The organism is Acinetobacter sp. ANC 3929 (assembly GCF_000369405.1).
Taxonomy (GTDB): domain Bacteria; phylum Pseudomonadota; class Gammaproteobacteria; order Pseudomonadales; family Moraxellaceae; genus Acinetobacter.
Genome location: NZ_KB849999.1, coordinates 257,320 through 272,088 on the forward strand (window position 1 = coordinate 257,320; position 14,769 = coordinate 272,088).

Annotated in this window: 12 protein-coding genes; 10 read left to right on the plus strand and 2 right to left on the minus strand. The window is 41.5% G+C overall.

Going from position 1 to position 14,769, the window contains the following annotated elements:
* Positions 1 to 148 precede the first annotated feature (148 nt).
* From kdpA to F909_RS11410, 5 genes are read left to right on the plus strand one after another with little or no spacing between them, the layout of a single operon-like run.
* Positions 149 to 1,846, plus strand: a complete 1,698-nt coding sequence (gene kdpA / locus F909_RS11430; protein WP_032877852.1) for a potassium-transporting ATPase subunit KdpA — start codon at positions 149 to 151, stop codon at positions 1,844 to 1,846.
* 16 nt (positions 1,847 to 1,862) lie between these two features.
* A complete protein-coding gene (gene kdpB / locus F909_RS11425; protein ID WP_005150155.1) occupies positions 1,863 to 3,875 on the plus strand; it encodes a potassium-transporting ATPase subunit KdpB in 2,013 nt (670 codons plus the stop codon).
* 9 nt (positions 3,876 to 3,884) lie between these two features.
* A complete protein-coding gene (kdpC, locus tag F909_RS11420; RefSeq protein ID WP_005150157.1) occupies positions 3,885 to 4,496 on the plus strand; it encodes a potassium-transporting ATPase subunit KdpC in 612 nt (203 codons plus the stop codon).
* A 12-nt stretch (positions 4,497 to 4,508) separates the two neighbouring features.
* Entirely contained in the window at positions 4,509 to 7,157 is a 2,649-nt protein-coding gene (locus F909_RS11415; RefSeq protein ID WP_005150159.1) for a sensor histidine kinase, read from the plus strand.
* A gap of 11 nt (positions 7,158 to 7,168) precedes the next feature.
* A complete protein-coding gene (locus F909_RS11410; RefSeq protein WP_005150160.1) occupies positions 7,169 to 7,867 on the plus strand; it encodes a response regulator in 699 nt (232 codons plus the stop codon).
* A gap of 29 nt (positions 7,868 to 7,896) precedes the next feature.
* Here the strand turns inward: F909_RS11410 and F909_RS11405 are convergent, their stop codons facing one another.
* A complete protein-coding gene (locus F909_RS11405) occupies positions 7,897 to 9,522 on the minus strand; it encodes a long-chain fatty acid--CoA ligase (protein ID WP_005150163.1) in 1,626 nt (541 codons plus the stop codon).
* A gap of 176 nt (positions 9,523 to 9,698) precedes the next feature.
* Between F909_RS11405 and F909_RS21130 the strand changes: the two genes are divergently transcribed.
* The 4 genes from F909_RS21130 to F909_RS11390 all read left to right on the plus strand — a co-directional run bounded on the left by F909_RS21130 (position 9,699) and on the right by F909_RS11390 (position 11,848).
* Positions 9,699 to 9,845, plus strand: a complete 147-nt coding sequence (locus tag F909_RS21130; RefSeq protein WP_005150164.1) for a hypothetical protein — start codon at positions 9,699 to 9,701, stop codon at positions 9,843 to 9,845.
* A 271-nt stretch (positions 9,846 to 10,116) separates the two neighbouring features.
* Positions 10,117 to 10,788, plus strand: a complete 672-nt coding sequence (locus tag F909_RS11400) for a CsgG/HfaB family protein (RefSeq protein ID WP_005150166.1) — start codon at positions 10,117 to 10,119, stop codon at positions 10,786 to 10,788.
* Between the two features lie 17 nt (positions 10,789 to 10,805).
* Positions 10,806 to 11,174: a DUF4810 domain-containing protein gene (locus F909_RS11395; protein ID WP_005150168.1), complete on the plus strand. Its 369-nt coding sequence runs from the start codon at positions 10,806 to 10,808 to the stop codon at positions 11,172 to 11,174.
* Positions 11,171 to 11,848 carry a DUF799 domain-containing protein gene (locus tag F909_RS11390; protein WP_005150170.1) on the plus strand — a complete coding sequence of 226 codons (678 nt, stop codon included), beginning with the start codon at positions 11,171 to 11,173 and terminating at the stop codon, positions 11,846 to 11,848. Before F909_RS11395 ends, F909_RS11390 begins: the two co-directional genes overlap by 4 nt.
* A 61-nt stretch (positions 11,849 to 11,909) precedes the next feature.
* On the opposite strand, the gene F909_RS11385 is transcribed toward F909_RS11390, so the two are convergent.
* Positions 11,910 to 13,370, minus strand: coding sequence for a coniferyl aldehyde dehydrogenase (locus tag F909_RS11385; protein WP_005150172.1), 1,461 nt, complete (start codon positions 13,368 to 13,370; stop codon positions 11,910 to 11,912).
* A gap of 131 nt (positions 13,371 to 13,501) precedes the next feature.
* Here F909_RS11385 and F909_RS11380 point away from each other — a divergent pair, with 131 nt between their 5' ends.
* On the plus strand, positions 13,502 to 14,572 hold the full coding sequence (locus F909_RS11380) for an AraC family transcriptional regulator (RefSeq protein WP_005150174.1): 1,071 nt from the start codon (positions 13,502 to 13,504) through the stop codon (positions 14,570 to 14,572).
* Positions 14,573 to 14,769 lie beyond the last annotated feature (197 nt).

A 14,769-nucleotide genomic window follows, 5' to 3' on the forward strand; every position in this document is an offset into this window, starting at 1 on the left:
ATATTTACTTTTTAGGTATTTTTTTAAACACTTTTGATCTCGCTCAAATAATTTACGCAAAATTTACGCCTTCCGATTCTTTCAATATAGAGAATTTACGTCCCTAATTTCCATACTAAAGCTGACCTATTTTTAAATGGCATTTGCTATGTGGGAATTTATTTCTGTATTTGTCCTTTCCTTGCTGTTGGCTTATCCGCTCGGTGCTTATCTTGCTGATGTGATGCAAGCAAAGCCAATGAAAAGTGACCGATTGTTTAACTGGATCGAGCAGCCAATTTATGCCGTACTTGGCGTAAAGCATCGTGGTATGAACTGGCGTCAATATCTTGCTGCTTTTCTTTTTAGCAATATTTTACTGCTTGGAGCAAGTGTCTCAATCCTGATGACACAGGCATGGCTACCGCTAAATCCAGATCATATCCCCAATATGAACTGGGATTTAGCATTGCATACCACGATTTCATTTCTGACTAATACCAATCAGCAGCATTATTCAGGGCAGGCTCAACTGTCTTATTTATCACAAATGACCGTGATTGTGGGTTTGCAATATTTATCGCCAATTATTGGGCTTGCATTATTAGCAGCAATGCTAAGAGCTTTATTTTTGCAATCAGGTAAAAAAGATGATTCAGATCAAAATAATTGGAATCAGATTAATCTTGGTAATTACTGGATGGATATCATCCGACCATTGTTTAGATTTTTCATCCCATTAGGCCTTATTTTTTCTTTACTGCTCACTTTTCAAGGTGTCCCAGCGACACTTTCAGCAGGTCCAACAGCGCAGGTCTTAGATCAAAGCGCTGAGGTGAAAACACAACATATTCCACTTGGTCCAGTTGCGCCGATGGTTGCCATTAAACAGCTTGGCAGTAACGGCGGTGGTTGGTATGGCCCAAATAGTAGTGTGCCTCTAGAAAACCCAACACCGTTGTCCAATGTGATTGAGATGATTGCGATCTTACTGATCCCGTTGTCAGTGGTGTTTATGGTCGGACGCTTTATCCAGCGTAAAAAACTGATGTGGATGATTTTTGGCAGTATGTTACTGATGTCATTGATTTCTACCTCACTGACTTTCTGGACTGAAAAATCATCTTTGATTGCTAATGCAGCCTTGATGGAAGGCAAGGAAGTCCGTTTTGGTGCGGATGCATCGGCACTTTGGGCAAGTCTCACCACACAAGTGAACAATGGTTCAGTCAACATGATGCATGACTCAGCCTCACCACTGACGGGCTTGGTTGAACTGTGCAATATGCTGATCAATGCCATATGGGGTGGGATTGGCTGTGGTTTATTGCAGTTCTTTATTTATCTATTCTTAGCAGTATTTATCGCGGGCTTAATGACAGGGCGGACCCCTGAACTATTTGGTCGAAAAGTAGAAGTCACTGAAATCAAGCTTTTGGCTTTTGTGATCTTATTACAACCTGTGGTGATTCTTGGTTTGACTGCGATCGCAATCGCATTTCCAACCCTGACAGGCAATTCCAATCCAGCGTTTCATGGCATTAGCCAAGTGTTTTATGAATATGTCTCTGCCTATGCCAACAATGGCTCTGGTTTTGAAGGGTTAGGCGATAACACCTTATGGTGGAATCTGAGTGCCAGTGTGGCTTTATTGGCAGGTCGTTATAGCGTGTTGATTATTCCTGTTTTGATTGCTGTCAGTCTAGCAACCAAACCTCAAGCTGCAGAAAGCAAAGGATCTTTGCACATCGAGTCACCCACATTTGCACTCACCTTAATCGGGATCGTGTTGATTCTCACCTTATTACAATTCATGCCAGTGTTGGTGATCGGACCAATTGCTGACTATCTGTCTATAAAAGTTTAAGTGTGGAGCAAGCACAATGAAACATTCAAATGCGACACAACACATGGATATTTTAAATAAAGAAATCCTGCAACAAACTTTTTATAAGCTGTTACCGCAATATGCCTTTAAGAATCCAGTCATGGCATGTGTATGGGTGGGTACACTCTTAACCATTGCAGCGACCTTAATGGGAAGTACCAGCTTAGGTTTTGGTTTAGTACTGAGCTTGATCCTATTGGTCACCGTATTATTCGCCAATTATGCTGAAGCAGTTGCAGAAGAAAAAGGACGTGGACAGGCAGCATCCTTACGTCAAGCGCGTGAGAACTTAACGGCTAATCGTATCTCCGATTTAAATGCTGTACCGAACACGATTTCCGCCAATCTACTCAAAAAAGATGATTTGGTGATTGTTAAAGCCGGTGAAATTGTCCCTGCTGATGGGGAGATTATTCAAGGTTTCGCTACGATTAATGAGTCTGCGGTTACTGGTGAGTCTGCGCCTGTATTGCGTGAAGCCAATACTGACCGTTCAGGTGTCATTGGTGGGACCAAAGTTTTATCTGATGAAATTATTATTCGGGTGAGTAATGAAGCCGGACATAGCTTTCTAGACCGTATGATTGCATTGGTTGAAGGGGCTAATCGTCAAAAAACACCAAATGAGATTGCACTGAGTATCTTACTCAATATCATGACTATTACTTTTATTGTTGTGGTTGCGACCTTGCCATTCATCGGAGCAATGGTCGGGATCAAAATCAGTCTAGTCTTGTTGATTGCTTTACTAGTGTGTTTGATTCCAACCACGATTGGAGGATTACTGCCTGCGATTGGGATTGCAGGCATGAACCGCGCCTTAAAAGCCAATGTTCTTGCTAAATCAGGCAAAGCCGTCGAAGTTGCTGGTGATATTGATGTGCTGCTCCTAGATAAAACAGGCACGATCACCTATGGCGATCGTCAAGCCACTGCCTTTTATCCTTTGGCAGGCGTAAGCCCAAGTGAGTTGCGCCAAGCCGCCATGTTAACTTCTTTTGCCGACCCAACTCCTGAAGGGAAGTCCGTGGTGAGTCTAGGCAAAGAATTGGGTGAAAGCATTAAAGAACCAGCAGCTGCGGAATTTATCCAGTTTAGTGCTGCAACACGATTGTCTGGAGTGAATTTAGTGATGGGGCAAAGCATTCGTAAAGGTGCTGTGGACGCTATTCTTAAATTTACCAACCAAGACATCAAGGATAACGTTGAGCTTAAAACCCGCGTGGAACAGGTTGCATCGAAAGGTGCAACACCACTCGTGGTTGCTTCGAATCATAGTATTTTAGGGGTGATTGAACTCTCAGATGTGATTAAACAAGGCATTAAAGAACGCTTTGCACTATTACGTGAGATGGGTATTAAAACCATTATGGTCACAGGGGATAACCCATTGACTGCCGCTGCGATTGCAGCTGAAGCAGGGGTGGATGATTATATTGCTGAAGCACGGCCTGAAGATAAACTGGCTTGCATTCGTAAAGAACAAGCGGCTGGTAAATTGGTGGCGATGGTGGGTGACGGAACCAATGATGCGCCTGCTTTGGCTCAAGCAGATATTGGCTTGGCCATGAATTCAGGCACCCAAGCAGCCAAAGAAGCAGGCAATATGGTGGATCTCGACTCAGATCCAACCAAACTGCTCGATGTCGTGGAAATTGGGAAGCAGCAGTTAATCACACGCGGTGCGTTAACCACCTTTTCTTTGGCAAATGATGTATCTAAGTACTTTGTGATTTTACCTGCATTGTTTGCTGTGGCAATTCCTGAACTTGGGGTGCTCAATATTTTGCAGTTGAGCAGTCCAAGCAGTGCTGTGATTTCAGCCTTGATCTTTAATGCGCTAATTATTCCGATGTTGATTCCATTGGCATTAAAAGGGGTGCAGTTTAAGCCTGCCAGTGCCTTGCAATTATTACGCCGTAATATGCTGATCTATGGTGTAGGTGGAGTAATTTTTCCTTTTATTGCGATCAAGTTGATTGACCTTGTTGTGTCATTGTGGATTTAGGAGAGAGAAATGAATACATTAGAAAATCTGCCCTTATCAACCGAAGACCAGTCTGCGCTACGTCCGAGTATTGGGATGATCTTGGTTGGCTTTTTGATTGCAGGCGTGTTGTATAGTGTTGTAAGCGTTTCTATCGCTCAATTGATCTTTCCAAATCAGGCGAATGGTAGTTTGATTGAGCTGAATGGACAGGTTGTCGGTTCGAGTTTAGTTGGGCAGAATTTCGTGAGTGAACAATATTTTCATGCTCGCCCCAGCGCGGTAAGTTACAGTGTAGATGGAATGGCAGGGAGTAATTTGGCGGTCTCTAATCCTGACTTACAAAAACAAATTAAAGAAAGAACACTACAATTTGCACTGCATAATCGGATTGCTGAGCAGCAGGTGCCACTGGACATGATCACTGCATCAGGCAGTGGGATTGACCCAGATATTTCACCTGAAAGTGCCTTATTACAGGTGAAACGCGTAGCACAGCAGCGTCATTTGTCAGAGTCACAGGTTAAAGATTTAGTAGTGCAACAGATTCAGCCTGCACAGTTAGGTTTATATGGACAGGCACGAGTCAATGTTTTACAACTGAATTTGACCCTAGATCAATTGTCATCAACCACACGGTGATAGAGCGTAATTATGCAGATCGACCGTAATAACAAAGCGGATGCATGGCTGGCACATAGTCAGCGTGAACAGTCTGGACGTCTGACCATTTTCTTGGGGGCTGCACCAGGTGTAGGGAAAACCTATGCGATGCTGACACGAGCACATGAGTTGATGCAGCAAGGGCAGCATGTTGTGATTGGATTGGTAGAAACCCACGGTCGATCTGATACAGAACGTTTGATTCAGGGGCTGAATGTTATTCCTAGAAAAATTATGGAATATCAAGGGCGAGACTTGGAAGAGATGGATCTCGACCAAATTCTTAAGTTAAAACCTGAAATTGTGTTGGTTGATGAGCTGGCACATCGGAATGTACCAAATAGTCGGCATGAATATCGCTGGCAGGATGTGAATGAATTATTGGATGCGGGTATCGATGTCTATAGCACCTTAAATATTCAGCATCTGGAAAGTCTCAATGATGTGGTGTATCAGATCACGGGGATTCGGGTTAGCGAAACTGTACCTGATGCGTTGTTAAAACGTTTGAAAGATATTCGTCTGGTCGATCTACCTGTGCCTGAATTATTAGAACGTATGAATCATGGCAAGATTTATTTGGCTGATGTTGCACCGCATGCACTGCAAGGTTTTTTTAAACCTGCACATTTAACCGCCTTACGTGATTTAGCCATTCAAACCGTTGCAGGACAAGTTGAAATTGATTATCGGGAAAAGTTTGTCGCACAAGGACAGATTATCCCGATTCAGAATCATGTCATGTTGGCGATTGATGGGTCAGAGTTTTCGGAGGACTTGGTACGTCGGGCGCATCGTATTGCCGAAAGGCGCAATGCAGCTTGGAGTGTGATTTCGATTCAAAAAAGCCAGAATTCCAATACACAAGTTTTTGCAGTGACCAAAGCCTTTAATCTAGCACGTAAACTGGGTGCGGATACCTATTTGCTCTATAGCAATCATATTGCGTCGACCATTTTACAGGCGGCCTATGATTATGGTGCATCGAATATTCTGCTCGGTAAAAGTCCTCAAAAATCATTATGGCAGCGTTTATTCTCAGATCATATTGCCGATCAATTATTAGAGAAGCAGCATCCTTTTGAAATTACTTTTGTTCAACCTTTAAAAACTAAAAATCATGAAATGAAGCAGCGGGTCGATAGCACTGCTTCATCATGGTCGAAGCAAGTACTGACGTTTCATCCACGTGAAATGATAGAAAGTATTTTGATCGTGTTGTTGGGGTTAATTGCTGCAACGGTGAGCGATCATTTTATTGGTTATAGTGAGTTGGCTTTAATTTTTGTGGTCACGGTACTTGTAGTTGCGATGCGTGCAAGGATGTTTATCACGATTCTAAGTGTCCTGATTTGTTTCTTGCTCTATAACTATTTCTTTATCGAACCTCGTTTTACCTTTCGAATTAGTGCTGAGCGTGGGGTGATGACGATTGTCATCTTTATCGTTTCAGCCCTGCTGGTGGGACGTTTAGCCAATCAGTTACGTGCTCAGGTATTGAGTTTACGCGCGGCGAACTCGCTCTCTTTACAGCTACAAGAATTGGAGCGGAAATTATCCAGCTGTGTTGATATTGAACAAGTCTTAAGTGTCGCCAAACAACATTTGGAAAGTTCTTTAAATGCTGTGGTTTGGCTTCGGATCGGAACACAGGAATTGGGTGATCATTCTGTATTTAATGAAAAAGATCAAATTGCAGCAAATTGGACTCAGAAAAATGCCAAGCCTTGTGGCCGTTTTACCAATACCTTAACCCAGTCTGAATGGTGGTTTAATCCGCTTAATCTCGTCGGTGGGTTTGGGGTGATTGCGATACGTTTTCAGCAAAATGCAGAAAATATCAGTTTTGAACAACAACGTCTGGCTGAGTTGATGATCGATGATATTGCCCAAACGGCTTCTCGAGTACAGTTGTCTTTACAGTTAGAAAATTCACGAGTGGTGGCTGAAACTGAAAAGTTACGTTCTGCGCTATTGTCTTCGGTTTCGCATGACCTACGCTCACCGTTGGCTGCGATGATTGGTTCTGCTGATAGTCTGAAATACTACGGCGAGCAAATGTCAGAACAAGATCGACATGAATTGTTAGATACCATTCATGTTGAAGGTGAACGCTTGGACCGTTATATTCAAAACTTATTGGATATGACCCGACTTGGTCACCAAGGTTTAAGTTTAAGCCGAGACTGGATTGGGGTTGAAGAACTGATTGGTTCTGCCACCCAACGATTGAAACGCTATCAACCTAAGGTCAATATTGATGTGGCTTTGAGTGAGGATTTACCCCAACTCTATGTTCATCCAGCCTTGATTGAACAAGCAGTTTTTAATGTATTAGAAAATGCTGCCAAGTTTTCACCTGATGATGTTCCGATCGAAGTAACAATTAAACAAGAGGGTAGTTTCCTGCAAATTGATATCGTCGATCAAGGTGTCGGGATTCCCGAAGATGAACGTGAGCAAATCTTTGATATGTTTTATACCATGCAACGTGGAGATCGTGGTAAAACAGGAACAGGCTTAGGTCTCGCCATTGTAAAAGCCATTATCGGGGCGCATATGGGCAGTATTGAAGCCTTGGCAGGCACGTATGGTCAGGGCACCTTGATTAGAATACGATTACCACTTCATCAGGATTAAAATCATCATTTATGCCGCAAACATTCAATCAGCATGCTTCTATTCTCATTATTGATGATGAGCCACAAATTCGGAAATTTCTAGATATCGCTTTGCGTGCACAAGGCTATCAAGTGAATGTCGCTGAAAATGGGATGAAAGGGTTGGAGACCTTGGCGACACGTGGTGCTGATCTGTTGATTCTAGATCTGGGTTTACCTGATATTGAAGGACAAGAGGTTTTAACTGAATTGCGACAGTGGTCGGATATTCCTGTCATCGTATTATCGGCACGTCCAGACGAAAATCAAAAAATTAAACTGCTGGATTCAGGTGCCAATGATTATGTCACCAAGCCCTTTAGCATTCAGGAGTTATGTGCTCGTATTCGTGTGATGTTTCGAAATAAACCACAGCACTCAGAGCAAAATACTGTGTTTAATGATGGGCAGCTTTGGGTTGATGTCGCAGAACATGCAGCCAAACTGGCAGATGAAGAAATTGCTTTAACCAAAAAAGAATTTCAGCTATTGGCGTTGCTGATCCGACATCAAGGCAAGATCGTAACACAAAAACAGATCATGACCGAGTTATGGGGGATTAGCCATGAAGAAGATACCCACTATCTGAGAATATTGGTGAAAAAACTCAGAACTAAAATAGGCGATTCCGCAATGACACCAAAGTATATTTTTACCATTGCTGGGGTTGGATTACGCTTTGGCGAATAGTGAGTTTCTTCTGTCGTGGTATTCAGTCATTACGATTTTAGTAAAAAATCACCATATTTTTCGCGTAGTTCAGCTTTAACAATTTTCCCTGTTCCATTGATAGGTAGAGCATCAACAAAAATCACAGCATCTGGAACCTGCCAAGATGCAATTTTATCTGCAAAATATGCAAGCACATCTTGTTCGGTTAAAGAAGCGTGCTCGTGTTTCACAGCAATTAAAATTGGACGTTCATCCCATTTTGGATGGCGCGCTGCAATGGCTGCTGCCATACGAATTTCAGGATGGCCCACGGCAATATTCTCTAATTCAACGGATGAAATCCACTCACCACCAGATTTGATTAAATCTTTGGCACGATCACGAATGGTCATGTATCCATCCGAATCAATGGTTGCAATATCACCTGTATCAAACCAACCGTCTGAAGTAAGAGAACTTTTCGCTTGATTAAAATAGTGATCAACGACCCATGGACCGCGAACTTGAAGGTTTCCTTGGGTGTGCCCATCATTTGCTAGTGGTGTGATGCTATTTTCATCAACAATGCGTAGTTCTATACCAAAAGGTGGACGACCTTGGCTTTGTCGCAATTTCTCAAGTTCTTCTGGATTTAACGCATCATGTTTTGCTTTGGGTTGATTGGCTGTGCCCAGTGGGCTTATTTCTGACATCCCCCATGCATGAATCGTGTCGCAATGATACGTGTTTTTAAATTCACGGATGATTGAAGGTGGGCAAGTCGCACCTCCAACAACATTGCGTTGCATACTTTCCAAGCTACTGCCTATTTTTTTAGCAGCAACCAATAGGCCTTGCCAAATGGTCGGCACACCCAAAGCCACGGTCACTTTATAATCGTCAATCAAGTGAACGAGGCTCTCGCCATCTAAATTTGGTCCAGGCAAAACTAAAGAGCTACCCACCATCGCGGCTGCATAGGGGATGCCCCAGGCATTGACATGGAACATGGGAACCACAGGCATGACAATATCTCGAGCAGAAATATTTAATGAGTCAGGCAGTGCAATCGCCATACTATGTAGTAAGGTCGAACGATGGCTATATAAGACACCCTTAGGATTGCCTGTCGTACCAGAGGTATAGCATAAGGAACTCGGTGTTTCTTCTTTGAATTGTGGCCAATCAAATTCAACCGATTGATCTTGAATTAACGCATCATAGAAAATAATGTTTGGAAGTGCAGCAGTGACGCTTTCCTCATACGCGCTTAAACAGATAAATTTCTCAACTGAAGGTACTTTATCTTTAAGGGCGCTGATTAATGGCAAAAATGTAATGTCGAAGAAGATAATTTTATCTTGAGCATCATTAATAATGAAGGTTAATTGCTCTAGAAATAATCGGGGGTTAATGGTGTGGCAAACATAACCACATCCAGAAATGGCATACCATGATTCTAAATGGCGATGGTTATTCCATGCAATTGTTGCAATACGATCGCCCTCTGTTAAGTTAAATGCCTTGAAAGCATTTGCTAAGCGTTTGGTATTTTGCTGAATATGTTTCCAATCCGTTTTGTACAGTTGACCATCGACTTCACGTGAAAAAATAGCAGTATCTGCATGGTATTTTGCTGCATGCTCAATTAAGTTACTGATCAATAAATCCTGATGTATCATTTTTCCAAACATTTTTTATCCTTTTTCGCGGGTTGGTGTATTGAATTATGAGCTGAGCATGAGGTTGATTATGTTGCTATTTATCGTTACTAACTGAAATAAAATGATATTTAAAAGGCAAGCTCAGGACAAATGCGTGATCTAGAAACCTACCATATTGGTATAGAGAAAATTTGAGGTATGGCAAAATGAAAGTAGCATTGAGAAAAATAGTGGTCAATATGAACGCAAATTTTATTCATATTTATCATACAAACGCTGAAGAGCTTGATGCATTTCAGTTCACTGATTTACAGCAATTTTATCTAGGTGATAAGATTAAAACAGTTAAATAAGATTTTAGGAAATAAAAGAAAATTTAAAATATACCTTTGAAACTCAAATTGTCATTTAATTGATTGAGCTAAGAAATAGGGTTGCATAGCTAGTCCATCACAGCGTATTGAGCGATCATCAGGTACCTATAATGTGTGAAATTGTTGAAGGTATAAAATAAATTTTTATTATAATTAATAGTAGTTTAGCTTTTTTACTGTTATAGGCTATATTCAGTTTTTTAGTATATACTGCCGAGACTTTTTTTATGTCTTGCTGATTAGAGTCAAAATGAAAAAATTATTAGCGATTACTGCATTCAGTACTTTAGGTTTAATGGCCTGTTCAACCACAGAAACTTCAAAATCAATCCAAAGCCCACAAGTGACGGCAGCAGTACAACAAATTAAATATAACGGGGTGAAAGTACCTGTTTCAATTGGCAAGTTTGATAATCGCTCAAGTTATATGAGAGGAATATTTTCAGATAATGTCGATCGTCTTGGCGGACAGGCAAAAACTATTTTAGAAACACATCTACAGCAAACGGGTTATTTCTCGGTTTTAAATCGAGACAATCTTTCTGAACTCAAACAGGAAGTCGGTTATAGCAATTCGACTCAAGCCATTAAAGGCGCACGTTACGTCATTACAGGTGATGTATCTGAGTTCGGTCGAAAAGAAGTCGGTGACCAACAGTTATTCGGTATTTTAGGCCGCGGCAAACAGCAAATTGCCTATGCAAAAGTGAACTTAAATATTGTAGATGTGAAAACCTCAGAGATTGTTCATTCTGTGCAAGGTGCAGGCGAATACGCATTGAGCGCGCGTGAAGTGCTCGGTTTTGGTTCTACAGCATCTTATGATTCTACTTTAAACGGTAAAGTCTTAGACTTGGCGGTACGTGAAGCAGTCAACAATTTGGTTACCGATATTCAGAATAACCGCTGGACTGCACAATAAGACTGGGCCGCTGTAACATGAAAAAAATTCTTTTTGCCAGTCTGATGGCGATTGGATTGGTTGGCTGCGCTGCTGGGCCTCAACCTTTATATAGTTGGGGTTCCTATACACAGCAAACCTATCTGATGTATAACGCGCCTGAAAAAGCAACGCCTAATACACAAATGATCAAGTTGGAAGCAGAAATAGAGAAAGCGAAAGCAAAAAATCTGGCGGTTCCACCAGGATTATATGCACATCTAGGGTTGTTGTCTTTACAGCAAAATAATGCACAAAAGGCAGTTGAATATTTTCAATTGGAGCGACAGGTCTACCCTGAATCTACGATATTGATGGATCGTTTGTTGCAGAAAATGAATGCCAGTGCAGGGGGCCAAAAGCCATGATCAAGGCATTTTTAGTTTCGAGTCTACTGCTCACGGGCGTGCTCATGACGGGATGTGCATCATCTCCTGCGGTGAATAAGGATATGACTGTTTATAAACAGCATATGCCGAAATCCATTTTGGTATTACCCCCTGTAAATGATTCTCCTGATGTTAAGGCCACCTATAGTTATTGGCCCACGGTGATTACGCCAGTTGCTGAAGCAGGATACTATGTCTTTCCAATTTCTGTGGTCGATTCGATGTTCAAAGAGAACGGTGTGACCAATGGTCATGATGCTCAAAGCATTTCACCGCAGAAATTACAGCAAATTTTTGGGGCTGATGCGGCCTTATATATTCGAATCAAAGAATATGGATCAAAATATCAAGTCATTCAAAGTGTTGCTACAGTAAGTGTGGAAGCCAAACTGGTTGATCTAAAGACCAATGAAACTATTTGGACAGGCGAGAAGAAAGCGGTTCAATCGAGTAATAATGGCAACAACGATTTACTGACGTCGTTAGTGGGGGCATTGGTTGAACAAATTGCAGGGAGTGTTAATGATCGCGCTTATCCTTTGGCAACGATTGTAAATACCCAGTTATTTACACCAACACAGCACAATCCTGGATTAGGGTTGCTGTATGGACCTCGCTCACCCAAATATCAGCAAGATGGCATGATGAAGTAAGTTATTTACTTGCATCTAAAAATAAAAAAGCCTCTTCTAGAGGCTTTTTTATTTTCAGTGATTATTTAATATTTGGATCGCCCTGTTTCAAGAAGAAACGTATAGCCAGTTTTTGTACCCAAGTGCCATAAGGAGGGTAGAACAGTTGGGTTGGGAAGAAGCGATGACGGGCAAATACGGTTTTCGCGTGGGAAAGTTCACGGAAACCTTCTTCGCCATGATAAGTTCCCATACCTGAGTTACCAATCCCACCGAATGGGGCATCATGGTTCACCACATGCCAGCCCCAATCATTGACTGTGACTCCACCTGAGTGAGTCCGTTTTAAAATATAATCAAGTTCGTTGGCATCATGGCTAAAGCAATATAAAGCTAATGGCCTTTCGCCTGCTTGAATATATTGAATCGCATCATCTAATGCCTCATATGCGACGATAGGTAAAACAGGACCAAACAGTTCTTCTTTTAAAATACGCATGTCTGGTGTGCAATTCAGTACGATATGCACAGGCATACGACGTGCATCTTGGTTGCGGTCATATTCACCACAGGCAATGACTTGTGCGCCTTTGGCTTTGGCGTCATCCAGAATTTCGAGCAAACGTTTCAGATGGCGGTCATTCACAATCGAGGTGTAATTGTCGTTATTGCGAATACTTTTACCATACATGCTGGTGAAATTTGCTTGGCATTCTGCGACAAATTGATCGATTTTTTCTTTTGGTACCAGTGCATAGTCGGGTGCAACACAGATTTGACCACAGTTCGTTGCTTTACCATGTAAAACGCGTTTTGCAGCATCGGCTAGAGGATAATTACGGCTGATCAATGCAGGAGATTTACCACCCAGTTCCAAGGTGACTGGGGTTAAATTATCTGCTGCCGCGCGCATGACCACACGACCAATTGCTGGCGAACCTGTAAATACAATATGGTTGAATGGAAGTGAGGTGAATTGTGCTGGATCAAGGATTTCTTCACCAAAAACAGCAACTTCATCTTCATGAAAGATTTCAGCCAACATCCGTTTAACCACCGTATTGGTGGCTGGAGTCACTTCAGGTAACTTGATCATCACACGATTGCCTGCTGCTATTGCCGCAACCAATGGACCAAGTGCTAAATAAACAGGGAAGTTCCATGGGACAATGACACCAACGACGCCTTTGGGTTGGTATTGAACGCGTAAACGATTCGATAAAAATAGCAATTCGGTGCTACGTTTGCTTGGTCGCATCCAACGTCTCAAATGACGGATTGCATGTTCTGCTTCAAGCACAGAACCGAGCAAATCAAGCAGTTTGGATTCATCTACAGAGCGTGAACTAAAATCAGTATTAATTGCAGCCGCAATCACATCTTGATAACGGATAATCTGCTTTTTTATTTTCAGTAATTTGGTGCGTCGATCATCGAGATCAGGATAGGGCTGAGCATCAAAAGCAGCACGCTGTTGATTAAATACCGAATACATATGTTCGGTTGCAGGATCACTGAATTGTTGTGAAGTTGAAAGTGTCATTGTTGCTCCTTTCATGCTTATTAGTAGAATAGACTTTATGATTGATGAGATTTGTAGTCGATGTTAAATTGAGACAACAAAAGGTAATTTAGTGCCATTATGCATCATCACTCAAGGGATGAGGTGAAAAAATGCGTAAACAGGATGTGAACTCGAAGACGATTGAAGCACGATATGATCATAATCAATTGGGTCAAGGCACAGCGATCTTAGGTTTGACCAGCCTGCTTGAAGCAATGCAACAACAAGGTTATAGCTTAGCTGAAATATTAAAAGGTACAGGTATCGCCCATGATGCACTGAGCAGCGCAGCTTCCCAGATTTCACCCTATCAAAAATTACAGCTTTTTCAGACGATTCAGCATTTATCAAAAGATCCTTTGATTGGTATGCGAGCAGGACAAAAACAGAAACTCTCAGACTTTGGTGTCTATGGTTATGCACTTTATTCTTCTCGTAACTTTCAACAGGCGGTCGAGTTTGGGATTCGCCATATTAAGCTTGCTGCACCAGTATTAAAGAAATCATTTTCTATTCAGAAGCATGCTGCAGTATTTGAAGGGAGTGAAATTATTGCATTGGGTAAATTATTGCCTTTGGTCTGTGAGTTTTGGTTTAGTTCAATGCAAACTTTGATTGAGTGTGTATTAGAAGCACCGTTTCAAGCTCAAAAATTATTGTTGCCTTATCCTGCACCTGACTATGCCGATGAATACCAAAAGGTATTCCGCTGTCCAGTTGAATTTGATGCAGAGGTAATGCAGTGGCATTTTGATCTTGACTGGCTAGACAAGCCTTGCCCAAATGCCAATCCGATTACGGCGGATATGTGTCAGTCATTCTGTGAGCGAATGTTAGGTACAGATGAGCATGAAGAACCCGAATTGGTTCGTAGTATTCGGCTGCTATTGTTAGATGCAGTAGGCAGCTTTCCTACAGCACAACAGATGGCAGATCAATTGCATTTATCTAAAAGAACACTCTATCGTCGTTTAGCTGATATTGAGGTCAGTTATCAGGACATTCTAGATAGTACCAGAAGGCGACTTGCTGATGAGTATTTAGCTGCTACAACATTAAGTATTGATGAAATTGCAGCAAGATTAGGTTTTTCTGATACCTCGAATTTTAGGAAAGCGTATCGAAATTGGGTGGGGATTTCACCAAATGAATATCGAGTGTATCAAACTAACCGTATTTAGTTTTAACCAGTGCTATTATTCTCAAGATATGAGTTTTTTATTTTATTTTTAATATGAAATAAAAAGCATTGTTGTTATAATTTTTTCGTAATTTCGAATAATGCTATTTTCGCTTGGATTTTAATCAGCTTGGTTGCCTGATAAATAAATGCGATTTATTTTGATTATCATTCCCTTATGTTTGTTAAATTTTAATC